General features: G+C 42.4%; 16 protein-coding genes and 1 other RNA gene. 7 read left to right on the plus strand and 10 right to left on the minus strand.

What is annotated here, in order from left to right; translation table 11 throughout:
* From BLQ81_RS20245 to BLQ81_RS22860, 3 genes are all read right to left on the minus strand, one after another.
* A partial coding sequence (locus BLQ81_RS20245; RefSeq protein ID WP_139183689.1) for a DUF4372 domain-containing protein occupies window positions 1-294 on the minus strand: 294 nt, incomplete at its 3' end.
* Window positions 295-372: 78 nt separating this feature from the next.
* Window positions 373-1,098: a TonB-dependent receptor plug domain-containing protein gene (locus BLQ81_RS22855; protein ID WP_245693329.1), complete on the minus strand. Its 726-nt coding sequence runs from the start codon at window positions 1,096-1,098 to the stop codon at window positions 373-375.
* A gap of 202 nt (window positions 1,099-1,300) precedes the next feature.
* Entirely contained in the window at window positions 1,301-1,525 is a 225-nt protein-coding gene (locus tag BLQ81_RS22860; RefSeq protein WP_245693330.1) for a carboxypeptidase-like regulatory domain-containing protein, read from the minus strand.
* A gap of 157 nt (window positions 1,526-1,682) precedes the next feature.
* Between BLQ81_RS22860 and rnpB the strand changes: the two genes are divergently transcribed.
* Both rnpB and BLQ81_RS20260 read left to right on the plus strand, forming a co-directional pair.
* Window positions 1,683-2,115, plus strand: an RNA gene (gene rnpB / locus BLQ81_RS20255) — RNase P RNA component class A.
* A 15-nt stretch (window positions 2,116-2,130) separates the two neighbouring features.
* Window positions 2,131-3,288 carry a sigma-54-dependent transcriptional regulator gene (locus tag BLQ81_RS20260; RefSeq protein WP_092734408.1) on the plus strand — a complete coding sequence of 386 codons (1,158 nt, stop codon included), beginning with the start codon at window positions 2,131-2,133 and terminating at the stop codon, window positions 3,286-3,288.
* 263 nt (window positions 3,289-3,551) lie between these two features.
* On the opposite strand, the gene BLQ81_RS20265 is transcribed toward BLQ81_RS20260, so the two are convergent.
* On the minus strand, window positions 3,552-4,547 hold the full coding sequence (locus BLQ81_RS20265) for an acyl transferase (RefSeq protein ID WP_092734411.1): 996 nt from the start codon (window positions 4,545-4,547) through the stop codon (window positions 3,552-3,554).
* 69 nt (window positions 4,548-4,616) lie between these two features.
* Between BLQ81_RS20265 and BLQ81_RS20270 the strand changes: the two genes are divergently transcribed.
* The gene (locus BLQ81_RS20270; RefSeq protein WP_092734414.1) at window positions 4,617-5,297 is read left to right on the plus strand and encodes a hypothetical protein; all 681 of its coding nucleotides are present in this window, start codon (window positions 4,617-4,619) and stop codon (window positions 5,295-5,297) included.
* Between the two features lie 27 nt (window positions 5,298-5,324).
* On the opposite strand, the gene BLQ81_RS20275 is transcribed toward BLQ81_RS20270, so the two are convergent.
* Entirely contained in the window at window positions 5,325-7,739 is a 2,415-nt protein-coding gene (locus BLQ81_RS20275; protein ID WP_092734417.1) for an alpha-ketoacid dehydrogenase subunit alpha/beta, read from the minus strand.
* Between the two features lie 428 nt (window positions 7,740-8,167).
* Here BLQ81_RS20275 and ald point away from each other — a divergent pair, with 428 nt between their 5' ends.
* A complete protein-coding gene (gene ald, locus BLQ81_RS20280) occupies window positions 8,168-9,283 on the plus strand; it encodes an alanine dehydrogenase (RefSeq protein WP_092734420.1) in 1,116 nt (371 codons plus the stop codon).
* Window positions 9,284-9,431: 148 nt separating this feature from the next.
* On the opposite strand, the gene BLQ81_RS20285 is transcribed toward ald, so the two are convergent.
* The 5 genes from BLQ81_RS20285 to BLQ81_RS20305 all read right to left on the minus strand — a co-directional run bounded on the left by BLQ81_RS20285 (window position 9,432) and on the right by BLQ81_RS20305 (window position 13,273).
* Window positions 9,432-9,719, minus strand: coding sequence for a zinc ribbon domain-containing protein YjdM (locus BLQ81_RS20285; RefSeq protein WP_217636698.1), 288 nt, complete (start codon window positions 9,717-9,719; stop codon window positions 9,432-9,434).
* Between the two features lie 141 nt (window positions 9,720-9,860).
* Complete coding sequence (locus BLQ81_RS20290; protein ID WP_092734423.1) at window positions 9,861-10,394, minus strand: DUF4136 domain-containing protein; 534 nt, start codon at window positions 10,392-10,394, stop codon at window positions 9,861-9,863.
* A gap of 72 nt (window positions 10,395-10,466) precedes the next feature.
* Entirely contained in the window at window positions 10,467-11,066 is a 600-nt protein-coding gene (locus BLQ81_RS20295; protein WP_092734426.1) for a DUF6992 family protein, read from the minus strand.
* Window positions 11,067-11,102: 36 nt separating this feature from the next.
* Window positions 11,103-11,726, minus strand: a complete 624-nt coding sequence (locus tag BLQ81_RS20300; protein WP_092734429.1) for a LysE family translocator — start codon at window positions 11,724-11,726, stop codon at window positions 11,103-11,105.
* Complete coding sequence (locus BLQ81_RS20305; protein ID WP_092734432.1) at window positions 11,723-13,273, minus strand: GH3 family domain-containing protein; 1,551 nt, start codon at window positions 13,271-13,273, stop codon at window positions 11,723-11,725. Before BLQ81_RS20305 ends, BLQ81_RS20300 begins: the two co-directional genes overlap by 4 nt.
* 49 nt (window positions 13,274-13,322) lie before the next feature.
* Between BLQ81_RS20305 and BLQ81_RS20310 the strand changes: the two genes are divergently transcribed.
* The 3 genes from BLQ81_RS20310 to BLQ81_RS20320 all read left to right on the plus strand — a co-directional run bounded on the left by BLQ81_RS20310 (window position 13,323) and on the right by BLQ81_RS20320 (window position 15,839).
* Window positions 13,323-13,991, plus strand: coding sequence for a YggS family pyridoxal phosphate-dependent enzyme (locus tag BLQ81_RS20310; RefSeq protein WP_092734435.1), 669 nt, complete (start codon window positions 13,323-13,325; stop codon window positions 13,989-13,991).
* 118 nt (window positions 13,992-14,109) lie between these two features.
* Window positions 14,110-14,499, plus strand: coding sequence for a DUF423 domain-containing protein (locus tag BLQ81_RS20315; protein ID WP_092734438.1), 390 nt, complete (start codon window positions 14,110-14,112; stop codon window positions 14,497-14,499).
* Entirely contained in the window at window positions 14,496-15,839 is a 1,344-nt protein-coding gene (locus BLQ81_RS20320) for a D-alanyl-D-alanine carboxypeptidase (RefSeq protein ID WP_092734441.1), read from the plus strand. Before BLQ81_RS20315 ends, BLQ81_RS20320 begins: the two co-directional genes overlap by 4 nt.
* Window positions 15,840-15,882 lie beyond the last annotated feature (43 nt).

The following is a 15,882-nucleotide window of genomic DNA, read 5'->3' on the forward strand; positions in this document are numbered from 1 at the left end:
AACAGGAAGTTTACCGTCGTAATCCAGCAATGTATGCATCTTGACTGCACCCTTTTTAGTCCGGAAAGTAGCCCAGTCTAATACCGAAAGACACAAACTCACCACGGTGGAGTCCAACAGATAGACTGGTGCCTTGGTACTCTTGGCAAAATGACAGAACAGCATCGATGCCAAATGCGTCCAACTGTCAAAGCCTTTGCAGGCCTTGTCGGTTTGTTTCTCTTCAACCAGTTTCTTGAAAATTGGACGCTCGGTTTTTTTAATAATCTGCGAAAACAAGGTAATATTACCCATGAGAGGTCTCAGGTTTTTGGTGCAAACCCAAATTAAATAGTTTGGGCAAAAAAAATCGGGACCTCTCTCTCTCTTTATTTAGGACGGTATTGTTCTCAATTTGACATTGGGATTAAATCGGTAAACGTGATTGAAGCTTACTGAATAGCACTGTACATCCAACTGATCATCGGGTGCTAATCTTGCAAAATCATTCCCTCCCTGATCGTACATGACCTGATTGATGCCAATATAGGTGGAATTTGAGCTTTCATTGTACAGGACAAGCTTCAATCCCAATTCAGACTTTTCATTGAAATTGAATAAAGATTTGGAATTGATGTCTGTAATCTTAAACTCAGTCGGCCCGATGTTTTTGGCACCTTTGTTTAATAAATTGACCTGAAAACCCGGATTGCCAAACGTGCTTCTATAATTGATCAAATTACTGTAAAAACCTCCCTGATCACCCTGAATCCTTACAGCACCTTCCTGTTCGGAAGGAGGATTGGGTGTGATGTAGTTGACTACACCTCCAATTGTCTGAGGCCCATAAAGAATCTGTCTGGAACCTTTCAGGATTTCAACACCGGCCATACGGTCAATGGCAGGCGAATAATACATATCCGGTTCTCCGTAAGGAGCCAATGCTACAGGAACACCATCTTCCAAAACCAATACCGGTCTGCTTCTGTCAGGGTCAAGGCCTCTGATTCCGATATTGACGCGCATTCCTGCACCTTCTTCATCGACGACTCGTACTCCGGCTACTCTTCTCAATACTTCATTTCCTGAGATGGGATGTAAATTCTTTATTTCAGCCATATCCAAAAAGTCCACTGAGCCAGAAACTTTCGAAAAAATATGGTCTAGGTTTGCGATTACTCCGAATTGAGGCATTTGAACATCCTCTTGCTAAAATATCACTTCACTTCCAGATTGACCAATTTACCCGCGACTCCTGTGATGAGTTGGTTCATGGTTTTATACCCCACAGCAGAGATTTCGATTTCATACCTGCCATCACTCAAGTCGAACAGTTGAGAATTCCCCTGTAAATCAGTGAATGCCCCTTAACACTTCCTTTTACAGCGACATTGGCATAAGAAACAGGTTGACCACTCGGAGTTTTTACTTTTCCCGAGACAGAAACAACAGCATCAGCGATCTCAATTTTATAAGAATCATTAGTGGGTCTTGGGCTCGGGTGTGAGAAAACCACAAAGAGTAGCATCAAAGCATTTACAAGCATTAGAATCTGATTTTATTTAGACTGATTATTGATAGTCCAAAAATATTTCTTAATAACTTAATCCAAATACCCGGACGTAAGTTTTTTTCAAAATTCTTATCAGAGGCAAGCTGAAAATGAAATGCACCCAAATCAATGAAAATCCCGTAAATTGCAGCGTGCAAGTCGACTTGCCGCTGTCGCGAACCCTATAGCTATTGGGACGGGAAAGAGGAAAGTCCGGGCAACGTAGAGCGCCATACTTCCTAACAGGAAGGACTTCGGCCGGAGACAGCCGAAGGACAGAAAGTGCCACAGAAACAAACCGCCGCTCAACACAGGGCTTGTCCCTGAGCCTGTTGAAGGGTAAGGGTGAAAAGGTGGGGTAAGAGCCCACCGCTCCGATGGTGACAAAGGAGGCAAGGCAAACCTTATGGGTTGAAAGATCAAATAGGTTCCGCTCCGGATGCAAATCCGGGAAAGGCTGCTCGTCTTTATGCGGAACGGGTAGATCGATGGATCCCGATCGCGAGATCGGGGCTAGATAAATGGCAAGTATCTTCCAAAACATTTGGAAGAGACAGGACCCGGCTTACAGACTTGCACTTTTTTCCTTACTTTACGCTATGCCGAAGATTCTGATAATTGATGACGAGCGATTTATTCGCGCCTCCCTCAGGGAGATTTTAGAGTACGAAAAATTTGAAGTCACCGAAGCTCAAGACGGTGAGGAGGGTTTGGCAAAAATGCAGGAAGAAGATTTCGACCTCGTCCTTTGCGATATAAAAATGCCCAAGATGGATGGAATAGAGGTGTTGGATCAGGCAAAAGCCATGGGACGCACACCGCAATTCATCATGATCTCAGCCCATGGAAGCATCGAGACTGCCGTAGAAGCCACCAAAAAGGGGGCGTTTGACTTCATTCCAAAACCACCCGATTTAAACCGACTTTTATTAACTGTCCGAAATGCGCTGGATAAAAAGCAACTGGTCACGGAGACAAAGGTCTTGAAGAAAAAACTTTCGAAGAAGTTTGACATGGTAGGCGAATCTCCTGCAATCGCAAGGGTAAAAGACACCATAGAAAAAGTAGCACCCACGGATGCACGGGTTTTGATCACAGGTCCTAACGGAACCGGGAAAGAGCTGGTAGCCCATTGGATCCACCAAAAAAGCAATCGTCAGGCGGAACCTTTTGTTGCGGTAAACTGCGCAGCCATTCCTTCCGAACTAATTGAATCAGAGCTTTTTGGACACGAAAAAGGGGCCTTCACTTCAGCTCATAAGCAGCGAAACGGCAAGTTTGAGCAGGCGCAGGGCGGAACTCTTTTTCTGGATGAAATTGGTGATATGTCGCTATCTGCTCAATCTAAAGTGCTTCGCGCCCTTCAGGAAAATCTGATCAACCGTGTAGGGAGTGACCGAGACATCAAAGTAGATGTGCGGGTACTGGCAGCTACCAATAAAGACCTAAAGAAAGAAATAGAAGCCGGTAGATTCCGTGAGGATTTGTATCACAGACTCAGTGTAATTCTGGTACAGGTACCTGCTTTGAAAGATCGCAAGGAAGACATTCCGCTTTTGGTGGAAAAATTTCTTGACGACATCGCACAGGAAAACGGAGATGCGAAAAAAAGAATAGCAAAAGATGCCTTACTTAAACTTCAGGAGTTTCCTTGGACCGGAAACATTCGAGAACTTAGAAACGTCATCGAACGACTGGTAATCCTGGGAGAGCCTGTGATCAGTCTGGAAGACATAAAAAAATATGCTGACTATTAAGTCAGCATATTTTTTAGCTATTGGGATTCTGCGTTGTCGGGGCTTTAGCATAAGCCGGGCAAGGTTTGCTGGATGCACATGCTCCCAAGGCTAAAATTCCAATCATCAATGCTATTGTGGCTAATCTTTTCATTTGTATTTGTTTTTTTAAAGGCCAATTGGAATCTGGCATGATTGAAATTCCTCCCCTTGGGTTGGCATGCGCGATATCACAAGTTATTTTTTATCTCTTCAAATATGTCTAATAAATCCTAAGATAGCAATTACTGCACCAACAAGTTGCAGCCCCTTATCTCTGAGTTATCAAAACGTCCCAAAACCTCAAGAAACCCGTTTTCATCAAATTTTCCCAAATCCTGCGTTTCAATAAAGGCGCAGGAATGAAAATTTGCCAAATCAATAACATTGATTCCTCCCTGAGATCGAGTTGACCAGCTGAGTGGATCATTGACATCCCGAAGCATAACGCGCATTGTGCCGGGAAGCGTATATTTTCCTTCTCCTTTGGAATACGCCTGTGACATCAATTCTGTCATCCCATACTCCGAATGTATGGCGTTTACATGGAAAAAAGATTTCAGGATATCATGAACTTCTTCGCGAATCATCTCTTTTCTTCGTCCCTTCATCCCCCCTGTTTCCATCACGATCAGATTTTTCATGGGTGAAAATTCTTTTCCGGATTCCGCCAAATCCAATAAGGCAAAAGTCACTCCCAAGAGTAAAACCTGTTTTGAATCTTTTTTTAGTAACTCCAACTTACCTAGCAATTCATCCTGATTATAAAGGTAGAATCCCGAATACTCAGATTCAGATCTTTCGATGAAATGGCTTGCCATTGAGACCAGACTACTGCCTGGTCTCTCCAAATAAGCCGGAAGCAATGCCAAAATATGAAAATCCGTAATTTCTCCGTACTGTTTTTCAAAAATCCGAAGGGCATGATCCAAATACCATTTTTCTGACCATATGAAATGTTTGCTGGTGATCATACCTGTAGTACCACTGCTCGAGAAATAAGAGGTGTAATCCCCTGCCCGTCCACATACCACCGGAAAATCCTTAAAAAACCGAATGGGCAGGAAAGGAATAGCTTCAATTGAATTTATGGTTTTTGAATCTATCTTTCTCGCCTTGAGATATGCACTATACACCTCATTTTCAGTGGATTGAAATTGAAATAATGCTAAAGCAAGATCATCAAACTGACTATCCCCCAAAAAGGGTAGATATTCCGAAAAACTTTTAAAATCTTGCATCGTTTTATAATTTGCGCTTTTACTGAGAAAAACTAACGTTATTTTCGGGAGTAAATTTACCTTGAGCCGATGCGAATCAAAAACTATTCAGGATTTATGTTGATCACAGCCTTTGGCTGGACCTCTTGCATCAGTCCACCGGAAAATTTTCCGAGCGTACCAGAAATTGAATTTTCAACCATTGAATATGTCCCTACCTCCGGTGCTGATTCTTTGATTATAAGTGTAAACTTCAAGGATGCTGAGGGAGACCTGGGTCTTTCGCCTTCAGATATTAACCCGCCTTTTAATCCCCTGACATACAAAAGAGATGCGGCGGGCAATCTGATTACTTATTCCAAAAGACCTGCCGGAGCACCTGCCTACAATCCTATCGATTGGGTCATAGATCCGATTATCAACAATACAGTTGTAAAAGACACAATCTGGGTTGAACAAAACGAAAACCAATACAATATTTTTGTAAGATTCTACATCAAGAGAAGCGGCAGATTCACTGAGTTCAGATGGCAAAACCCTCCGTTCTTCACTACTTTCAACGGACGATTTCCAAGAATCCTGACAACAGAAGAAGGACAAGCTGTAGAAGGCAACATTAAGTATCGAATGCTATCATCCGGCTGGGAGTCCATTTTTAGAAATGATACCATCAGAATTGATGTACGGGTTCAGGATCGGGCTTTGAATCGAAGTAATGAAGTTTCAAGTCCAGAAGTCACATTGAGACAGATCACAAGAAATAAACCATAAAAAAAGCCCTTAAAGGGCTTTTTTTATTTACAGGGCTGGAAATTTTTTCGGACTGGATTCATGCATCACTTGATAAACCTTCTCCACCACATCGTCTACACTTGGCTTTGAAAAGTAGTCTCCATCGGAAGAATAGGCTGGTCTGTGCGCTTTGGCTGCGATTGTTTGTGGTTCGGAGTCAAGAGATTTAAATATGTCCTGATTTTCGATTACCTGCTGTAGCATAAATGCTGAAGCCCCTCCTGGCACATCTTCATCTGCAAAAATAACTCGGTTCGTCCTCTTGATAGACTTCCCTATTATTCCAAAGGTATCAAACGGCAACAGTGTTTGAACATCAATAACTTCGACGGAAATCCCGATTTCATCCAAATCATCCGCAGCTTCCATTACTATTCGACACATACTTCCGTAAGTGACAATGGTCAAATCCTTACCCTCACGGAGAATTTCCGGTTTACCCAAAGTAACATTGTATTCCCCCAGGTTAGCCGGCATCTTTTCTTTAAGTCGATATCCATTGAGACACTCGATCACGATGGCAGGTTCATCAGCCTCCAACAGTGTCTTGTACATCCCTGCAGCCTGAGTCATATCTCTGGGAACACACACGATCATCCCACGAAGCGACGAAAGAATCATCCCCATCGGTGAACCGGAATGCCAAACTCCTTCGAGTCGATGTCCCCGGGTTCTAACAATTAGGGGTGCCTTTTGACCTCCTTTGGTTCTGTAAAGCAGTGAAGCCAAATCATCCGAAAGCATTTGCAAACCATAGAGCAAATAATCCAAGTATTGGATTTCGGCCACCGGTCTCAGCCCTCTCAGCGCAGTACCGATTCCCTGACCGATGATGGTACATTCGCGAATGCCTGTATCTGATACCCGACTTTCACCATACTTTGCCTGAAGACCTGAAAAAGCTTGGTTAACGTCACCGATTTTTCCCACATCCTCTCCGAATGCAAAAAACCGGGGATCTTTTTCCAAGGTGTAATCAAAAAATGCCTGTAAAATCTCTCGCCCATCTACCATGGCTGATTTTTCATTGTAGACTACCGGAACCTCCTCAATTTTATCAACCGCCCATTGGGTTTGACTATACAAATGACTGTTGTATCGGTCAAAGTTTTTTTCTTTCTGAGCTTTATACCAAAGCCTGAGTTCACTTTTTATACTTTCAGAATCAAACCTTAACAAGAGTAAGGCTTTACGCACGGTGGCAATGACATCCTTTCGGATGGGATTGATAGTTTTTGACAAATCCTCCACCAACTGGAGCAGCACAACTTTCCGGGTGCTTTTTTCAGCAGTAGATTTTAACAGTTGAAGGACTTCCTGGATCTCAATTTTGATTTCACCTGAAAATTCATTCCAGGCTGCCTCTTTTAATTTTTTAACCTCAGCCTTTGCCTCTGATTCAATTTGGTCAAGCGTATCATCGCTGGCTAAACCACTTGAAATGATGTATTCCCTGAATTTGGCAATGCAATCCCAATCTTTTTCCCACTGCAATCGCTCGGCTGATTTATAGCGCTCATGGGATCCGGAAGTGGAGTGCCCTTGCGGTTGGGTCATGTCTTCCACATGAATCAAAACCGGAACATGGGATGTCCGTGCCACACTTCCGGCATGACTGAAGGCTTGCTTCAATCCTTCATAGTCCCAACCTTTTACACGGATGATTTCAAATCCTTTTTCATTTTCATTCCGCTCAAATCCCATCAATACTTCGGAAATGCTTCCCTTGGTCGTATGATATTCTTTAGGCACCGAGATACCATATCCATCATCCCATACAGAGATTACCATCGGCACCTGAAGTACTCCGGCAGCATTGATAGATTCAAAAAACATCCCCTCAGAGGTGGATGCGTTGCCGATGGTACCCCAGGCTACTTCGTTTCCATTGACGGAAAATTGACTGAGTCCCTTGAGTCCTTTATTTTCACGAAAAAGTTTGGATGCGTATGCCAAACCCAAAAGCTTGGGCATTTGAGCCGCTGTAGGTGAAATATCAGCTGCTGAATTATACTTTTTGGTGAGGTCTTTCCAAGCACCGTTAGCGTCGATGGATCGGGTTGCAAAATGTCCGTTCATCAATCGTCCGGCACTTGCGGGATCAGCTTCCACATCGGTGTGTGCATACAGCTGCGCAAAATATTGCTGTACGTTCAACTCCCCAATTGCCATCATAAAAGTTTGGTCGCGATAATATCCTGATCTAAAATCTCCCAATTGAAAAGCTTTAGCCATCGCAATCTGGGCCAGCTCTTTCCCATCTCCAAAAATCCCAAATTTCGCTTTTCCCATGAAGACTTCTTTTCGTCCCATCAATGAAGCATGCCTACTGGTGACAGCCAATTTGAAATCCTTCAAAACTTCTTCTTTGTGAAGGGGGGATATCACTGGAAAATGTGTTTGTGATTTGGTTATTGCCATTTGTAATTTAATCTAAGGGTTACTTTGGGCTTCGAATTAGTTCTTAATACTATCAAAAATAGCCAAAATTGAGTTCGATGCAAATTTCGGGATTACATTTTAACAATCAAAAATTTCGAATCAATTGCTAAATTTTCAGCTCAATGAAATTTTATTTTGAGATTTTGTAACAAACAATCGTTTTGTTTGAAAATAAACAATTGATAAAAATACCCTCAATAAAAGTTTTAGGAAAAAAATATTCGAAATATTCATCTTTAAAAAATTAAATATTGGAATAATCTGTATAATCCAGAAGAAAAGTGAAATAAACTTTGGAAATACATCATTTCACCAAATCGATACCAAACACTATTTTTTAATCGACTTTTTGGATTCTCTTTGCTTCTTATCTTTGCAGCGAATATTCAAATCCAAATACACTAGTCATGATAATAGGTATTCCTAAGGAAATTAAAAACAACGAAAACCGGGTGGCACTCACTCCGGCTGGCGCAAAAGAATTGATCAAGAGAGGTCATAGCGTTTATGTTCAGCATACAGCGGGCGAAGGGAGCGGTTTTCCGGATTCTGAGTACGAGGCTGCAGGTGCCAGAATTCTACCGACCATTGAAGCTACTTACGAAATCGCCGAAATGATCATAAAGGTCAAAGAGCCGATCGAATCTGAATACAAATTGATCAAGGAAAATCAGTTGTTGTTTACCTATTTTCACTTTGCGTCCTATGAACCCTTGACCAAGGCAATGGTTGCAAGCAAAGCAGTTTGTTTGGCTTATGAGACTGTTGAAAAAGCAGACAGAAGTCTTCCACTGCTGATTCCAATGTCTGAGGTTGCCGGTAGAATGGCAATCCAAAAAGGCGCGAATTATTTGGAGAAGCCATTAAAAGGTCGGGGTATCCTTTTGGGTGGTGTCCCGGGTGTGCTTCCGGCAAAAGTTCTTATTCTGGGTGGTGGAATCGTAGGTACTCAGGCGGCCTGGATGGCAGCGGGATTGGGAGCTGATGTCACCATAATGGACGTATCGCTGCCAAGAATGAGATACTTGGCAGACGTCATGCCTGCCAATGTAAAAACGATGATGTCCAACGAATACAATGTTCGCAAACTCATCAAAGACCATGACTTGATCGTCGGGGCTGTTTTGATACCGGGGGCAAAAGCTCCTCACCTGATCACCCGTGATATGTTAAAGGAAATGAGACCTGGAACAGTCCTGGTTGACGTCGCTGTGGATCAAGGTGGATGTATTGAGACATGCAGACCAACCACTCACGAAAATCCTACTTACATCATTGATGATGTGGTACACTATTGCGTAGCCAACATGCCTGGAGCAGTTCCTTATACTTCTACCCTGGCCCTGACCAATGCCACTTTGCCTTACGCAATGCAATTGGCGGACAAGGGATGGAAAAAAGCGGCGCAGGAAAATCCTGACTTAGTACCTGGATTAAATGTAATCAATGGAGAAATCGTCTATGAAGCAGTCGCTCAGGCATTCAATATGCCTTACACGCCAGTAGATAAATATTTGGCTTAATCAAAAAGCTTTTTTATGAAAAATCCCTCTGGTTCACTCCGGAGGGATTTTTTTTTGTCATTTAGACAACAGGATTCGACTCCGCACAGCCTGACAGACGTGTCAGGCTGTGCGGAGTCGAAGCCCAATTTAATTTGAACACTGAAAATCAAACTTTCCTTACAAACTCCGATTTCAGCGCCATCGATCCAAAACCTTCGATTTTGCAATCAATATTATGGTCGCCTTCGACGAGTCGGATATTTTTGACTTTAATGCCGGCTTTGATTGATTTTTGAGCACCTTTTACGGGAAGATCTTTTGCAATTACCACCGAATCTCCATTGGCGAGAATTGTCCAATTTGCATCATTTACCACCAGCACGATTTCAACTTCCTGCGCTTCATTTGGATCCCATTCGTGGCCACAAACAGGGCAGACCATTAGGTTGTCCATTTCATACGTATATTAGGAATTGCACTTAGGGCAAGGCGATAAATTTTCCATAGGACAAAGATTAAAAAAATTTATACCTGGGCTTTTTCCTCATTTCCTACAGACTCAACCTCACGAGGATCAGACTATCTAGCTGAATTATCAATACAGCGAGGTCAATAACTGATGAAGAACAAGATCCATCTTATCGAGTTCAAACTGACGACTACCTCCATAAACGACTCCTGAACTGACTCCCATCCAGGCGATTTCATTTGTTTTGGAGTCTTGAATAAGGAAAATGACCTTTCCGATCATTCCACGATTAATCACTCCTCTACTGCCAGCGCTAGGAATCGAATTACCTGAATTACTAGCACTATAAAAAGGGCCCGGAATAGACGAAGTATAAAATTGTCCTCCTTCTTTAATAAAATCTCTCGAAACAATGACACCCTGAATCAAAAAATCAGGATTTTCTGAAGCTTCTTCAAATCCAAATTCGATTAATTTGTCTCTAAACATTTGTTTGAGTCGCTCATTTCTTTTGTCAGAATAATCGTCTTCTATCATTTTAAATGTCTGATACGCTTTCATCATTTCAGAATTTGTAAGTGTTTCCACGGAGACGACTTCTGAAACCTTGCAAGAACCCAAAATAAAAACCAGAGCGAGTAATGGAAATAGATTTTTCATAATACGAGGATTATCAAGGAAATAACTAAAATTACGGATTATTCAAAAACTAGTTCAAAATAAAGCATTATTTTAAAAATTCATTCTGAAATATACACCTGTAGGCCCCAAACTGATATTTTGGACCAAATCCGGAAGCTCCTTTCCATGAACGTGATGAAAGCCATACATCACTCCATCAAAAGCCAATAAGAAAGCACCTTGAAGAATGACTGATTTTCCAAAACCGATAAGTCGGTCGTTGCCTTTTCGAAGTCCTCGCTCCTTCATAAAAAACCCTCCAGCCATGTAGGCCACATCCAAGGCTCCATTCAAGAGCAAGACTTTTTCAATTCCCTGCTGTGCCTCCACTGTCGCCCAAAAATCAGTCCCGGGCACCTCTTTGGTAGCCTGCCAATAGCCAAATCCTGCAATCATCAGGTTGACTGAATTCCAATAGAGGTTCATTTGGTGGAAAGCTTTGTTTTGCCCGAAAGTCTGACTCGCTCCTATCCCACCCCAAACCATATTTCCAACAGCCCAGGATCCAAGGATTATCATTCCCTTTTGATTATAGTCCAATCGGATTCGGTTAAAATCGGATAATGCCGGAATTTCCTGTGCGAAGGCCTCTGAGGTCAGCAAAAGAATAAAAACTACAAGTAAGCTTAGGATTAGCGGTGATTTTTTCATTTTCTATAAAACCGAAAGTGAGATCGAAGGTTTGGTTTAGCTCCCGAAAGTATGCCAGATCAATCGCAAACCAAAGAATATCATCACAAGCCCTACCGCTTTGTTTAGCAACCACATCAGCCGCGGTGTCATTATGTGCGACAGTTGCTTAGCTAAAAAAGCCTTTATTAAATCTATTGCAAAGACAGTGAGTAAAATCCCAAAGTAGTAAGCCCTGATGTCTGCTCCCTGCCATAGGTCTTTGGTCGAGACTAAACTTGCGATGGAAATCCAAAAAAGAAGTACGAATGGATTCACCCCGTTGACACCAAATCCTTTTGCAAATGCAGTCCGCTTTCGCGTTGTTGGGATTTCAATCCCTCCGGTGTTTGGTCGGGAAATTTTCTTTTTTAACAAGGAGCTGATTCCAAAACCGATCAAGATCAACCCTCCGACATAGCCTAAAATCAGTTGGAAATAAATAGCCTCTGCTAAAAATTTGATTCCAAAAAATGTCAGGATTACATAAACAGTATCACTCAGAAGGATTCCCGAGGCCAGCACAGCCGCATACCTAAATCCATGCTCCATGCTGTTTTGTATCAAAGTGAAAAACACCGGGCCTACAATTGCCGAAAGCAAAAGTCCCATACTGACTCCCTCCCAAAGTGATTGTATCATTGGCCGGAAGTTGATTCTTTCAAAAACTGCTGCCAACTTTCCGCCTTCTCCTCTTTTAAAACCCGTGGGAATTTATTTTGACCACCTTCTTTTCCCTGAGCTCTCATCCAATCATAAAATAGGGAGGAGGGCAAAACATCAATTTCTATCTTTTTAAGCGCATGTTTTCGTTCGACGGCGTAGTCATCATTGAGGGCATTAAGATGAGAATCAAGCACTTCTTTCAGCCTCTCGGAATCCACCAAGTCATCGGAACCTACAAACCAATGATGACCAAACAGGTTTTTGTAAGGAACCCCCAATACTGTAAATTCTTTCACACGGAAATTAAGCTCCTCAGCTGCCAATTCGATTGCTTTATTCATATTGTCTACCGATAAATGCTCACCGCAGAGACTGAGAAAATGCTTCGTTCGGCCGGTAATGATGATTTCAGACTCCTCTTTGGATATAAATCTGACCACATCACCGATTAAATACCGCCACGCACCAGCACACGTTGTGATCAGCAGCGCGTAATCCTTACCCTCTTCGACCTCATCGATTTTGAGCGTTTTAGCCGTCTTTTTTACATTTCCATTTTCATCAAAATTCGCTTCCGAAAAGGGAATAAATTCATGAAAAACCCCATTGTTGAGTACCAGACGCATGGATTTACGGCTTGGAATAGCCTGAAAAGCCAAAAATCCCTCTGAAGCCAGATAGGTCTCGATGTAGATCAAGGGCCTGCCAAGTAAGCTTTCAAAGCCTTTTCTGTAAGGTTCAAATGAGACTCCACCATGCACAAAAATCTGAAGATTAGGCCAAATCTCATGAATATCCTTCACTCCATAGTGCGTAATGATCTTTTCCATCAACAGCTGAAGCCAGGCCGGAACACCTACGATAATCCCTATATCCCAATCTTTTGCTTTCTTCACAATTTGATCCAGCTTATCTCCCCAATTCCTGTTCCGTGCGATTTTCTTACCCGGCTTATAGAAGCGTTGAAGCCAAATCGGAAGCTTGCTGGCTGTAATTCCACTTAAGTCCCCGGAAAAATAGGTGCCATTAAAGTCCAAATCCGTACTTCCTCCAAGCATCAAAATCCCTTTGGAAAATAATGAGTCCGGCAAATCGTATTTGGAAAGACTCAAAATCTGCCGCACCCCTGTCCGACGTATTGCCTTTACCATATCCTTGGTGATAGGAATATATTTGGATGTAGCCCCTGAAGTGCCCGAGCTCAAAGCAAAATATTTGACTGCACCCGGCCAAGTGATGTTTTTCTTGCCTTCCTGAAGTTTTCGCCAAAATTCAGCATGAATTGAATCATAGTCATAAATCGGGACTTGACCCTTATAGCACTCATAGAATTCTTCATTGCCCGATCGGAAAGTGTTCAAAATCCCGTGAAAATCATATTTTTTTCCAATCTCTGTTCGCTCAGCCTTAAGCAAAAGCTTTTTCAATTGTTGCTTTTGGAGATCGATTGGACTGGAATATTCCTGTTCTAAACTCTCTCTGAGGCGGATGCCTTTTTTTAGCAAAGTGCTGATGATTGCCATATCTTTGTAAGTGCCGATTGGGATAAAAGTGTAAGTCTAAAATTAGAAAATGAACATTAAAGCCAACCTTGAATTCGTAAAAAAATCATTTGTAAATCCGGAATGCAAGTTGATTGCAGTGAGTAAAACTAAGCCACTTGAAGATTTAAGGGAAGCATACAAAGCCGGAATTCGTGATTTTGGAGAAAATAAAGTTCAGGAAATACAAGCCAAACAACCGGAAATGCCTGTCGATACCCGCTGGCACATGATCGGACATCTTCAAAGTAACAAGGTAAAATACATCGCTCCATTTGTTCATCTGATCCACGGAGTGGATTCCTTCAAATTACTTCAGGAAATCAATAAACACGGTAAAAAAATCGACCGGCAGCTCTCCGTTTTGATTCAGATGCACATTGCCGAAGAGGAAAGCAAGTTCGGGTTTGATCAGGCTGAATTGGAGGAAATGTTTGCATCAAAAGAATTTTACGAATTAACTCATGTGAAAATTCAAGGCTTGATGGGAATGGCCACTTTCACTGATAAGCAAGATCAAATCCGGAAAGAATTCCGAGGACTCCGGCAACTTTTTGACAACTTAAAAAATCGAAATCTTCCTGAATTTGTTGATATGAAAGAACTGTCCATGGGAATGAGCGGTGATTATCAGATTGCTCAGGAAGAGGGAAGCACAATGGTACGGATCGGTTCGGCGATATTTGGAAGCCGGAATTGATTTCGGATGTGGGATTTCGGATTTCGGATTTTGCACCAAAGTCAAGCCTCAACCGATCAATTTTAGATTTAAAATAACTCAATAACTAATCAACCAATAACTCTTTAACCTTTACCTCTTGAAACCAACAACTATCATCCAAACAGCAGCTATTTTCGGAGCGATCGCCGTAGGAATCGGAGCATTTGGAGCTCATGGACTGAAATCAATGCTGGAAGTTTCCGGTCGATTGGAAACTTTTGAAACTGCGGTCAAATATCATTTTTACCATTCTCTGGCCTTATTTGGCTTGGGAATGTTGGCTATGATCAAGCCGGAATGGAAAAAGCTGAACTTAAGCTATTGGGGTTTTACTTTTGGAATTTTAATTTTCTCAGGTTCGCTCTATGTCCTTTGTCTGAGTGGAATCACTTGGCTGGGAGCGATTACGCCTTTGGGTGGCGTAGCCTTTATTTTGGGTTGGCTAGGCTTGTTTTGGGGTAGTTTCACCAGTCCCGGATCCAAATGATCAGTCCACTCAAATTAATTCAATACAAAAAGAAAGAGCTAAGGCTCTATAATTCGATTGCCGTTCTCCTAATTTCCTTTTTTCTATTCACTAACTACTCCTTTGCGCAACTATCGAGAGATCAGTTCGTCAAACTTGAATCTGCGCTCGGTGATCAGAGCTTTTTCAGCGGACATTTGACAGGATTTATGCTTTATGACCTAGACTCTCAAGCTGTCTTGTTTGAGAAAAATAGCCAAATCCGGTTTGTCCCTGCTTCTACGACCAAATTATGGACACTATTTGCAAGCCTTTTGATCCTTCAGGACAGCACACAGACGCTTCGCTATGTGACATCAGGAGATACTATCAAAATCTGGGGCTCCGGCGATCCGAGTTGGAAATACAAGAAGTTTAAGCAGCCGGATATTCAAAAACTTCTTGCCCCCTATTCCGTCGTCGTATTTTCAGATGTCAATCAAGTTTCCCCTTCCTTTGGCTATGGCTGGCAATGGGACGATTATTATTATGATTATTCAGCCGAACGAAGTTCGCTGCCGATCTATGGCAATCTGGTTCAGGTCAAAAAAATCGGCAACCGTCCGGAGGTTTTTCCGAGCTTATTCCAATCTGCTATCCGCACCACCACCAAGCCGATCAAAGAGCTGGAACGGGACTTTCACAGCAATACCTTTGCGTATAACCCTGCTACCTTCTTGGGCAGAGAAGGGTTTATTCCTTTTCTGAACAATCCCGATCTCTTTGTTCGTTTGGCCTCAGAGGCCACTGGGAAAAAATGGATTTACACTCCGGAAATCCTGCCTCAGGATCAAAGGGTTTTCAGAGGAGCTCCAATTTATCCCCTGTTGAAAGAAATGATGCTTGAAAGCGATAATTTCCTTGCGGAGCAGCTATTGTTTATGGTTTCGGATCGACTTTTCAAAGAACTAGACACCGAACGGGCTATTGAGTATATTTTAAAAACACATCTGACAGATCTCCCCGATCAACCCAAATGGGTAGATGGAAGCGGCCTCAGCCGACATAACTTATTTACCCCAAGATCCATGGTTGCCCTTTTTGAGAAACTATACCGGATTCTTCCAGAATCTCAACTTTATGACCTCTTGCCAACTGGCGGAAAAACCGGAACATTGAAAAACAGCTATCAGGCCGTTGAACCCTACGTTTTTGCCAAAACTGGAACCATGAGTAACAACCTCAGCCTGGTGGGTCTGATCAAAACCAAAAGCGGAAAAACCTACTGCATGGCATTTATGAATTCCAACTACCCCTACTCCGCTTCTGCTGTCCGGAAAGAAATGGAAAAAGTGCTGGTTATGGTGAGGGAGATGTTGTAGTGGGAGGATGGGAAGTTGGGAAGCAAGGAAGTCAGGAAGTCAG

Source organism: Algoriphagus alkaliphilus (assembly GCF_900103735.1).
GTDB lineage: Bacteria > Bacteroidota > Bacteroidia > Cytophagales > Cyclobacteriaceae > Algoriphagus > Algoriphagus alkaliphilus.

Coding starts and splice junctions, on each gene's coding strand:
- BLQ81_RS22855 (WP_245693329.1), bottom strand. CDS start 1,098: ATGGCTGAAATAAAGAATTTACATCCCATCTCAGGAAATGAAGTATTG.
- BLQ81_RS22860 (WP_245693330.1), bottom strand. CDS start 1,525: ATGCTTGTAAATGCTTTGATGCTACTCTTTGTGGTTTTCTCACACCCG.
- BLQ81_RS20260 (WP_092734408.1), top strand. CDS start 2,131: ATGCCGAAGATTCTGATAATTGATGACGAGCGATTTATTCGCGCCTCC.
- BLQ81_RS20265 (WP_092734411.1), bottom strand. CDS start 4,547: ATGCAAGATTTTAAAAGTTTTTCGGAATATCTACCCTTTTTGGGGGAT.
- BLQ81_RS20270 (WP_092734414.1), top strand. CDS start 4,617: ATGCGAATCAAAAACTATTCAGGATTTATGTTGATCACAGCCTTTGGC.
- BLQ81_RS20275 (WP_092734417.1), bottom strand. CDS start 7,739: ATGGCAATAACCAAATCACAAACACATTTTCCAGTGATATCCCCCCTT.
- ald (WP_092734420.1), top strand. CDS start 8,168: ATGATAATAGGTATTCCTAAGGAAATTAAAAACAACGAAAACCGGGTG.
- BLQ81_RS20285 (WP_217636698.1), bottom strand. CDS start 9,719: ATGGACAACCTAATGGTCTGCCCTGTTTGTGGCCACGAATGGGATCCA.
- BLQ81_RS20290 (WP_092734423.1), bottom strand. CDS start 10,394: ATGAAAAATCTATTTCCATTACTCGCTCTGGTTTTTATTTTGGGTTCT.
- BLQ81_RS20295 (WP_092734426.1), bottom strand. CDS start 11,066: ATGAAAAAATCACCGCTAATCCTAAGCTTACTTGTAGTTTTTATTCTT.
- BLQ81_RS20300 (WP_092734429.1), bottom strand. CDS start 11,726: ATGATACAATCACTTTGGGAGGGAGTCAGTATGGGACTTTTGCTTTCG.
- BLQ81_RS20305 (WP_092734432.1), bottom strand. CDS start 13,273: ATGGCAATCATCAGCACTTTGCTAAAAAAAGGCATCCGCCTCAGAGAG.
- BLQ81_RS20310 (WP_092734435.1), top strand. CDS start 13,323: ATGAACATTAAAGCCAACCTTGAATTCGTAAAAAAATCATTTGTAAAT.
- BLQ81_RS20320 (WP_092734441.1), top strand. CDS start 14,496: ATGATCAGTCCACTCAAATTAATTCAATACAAAAAGAAAGAGCTAAGG.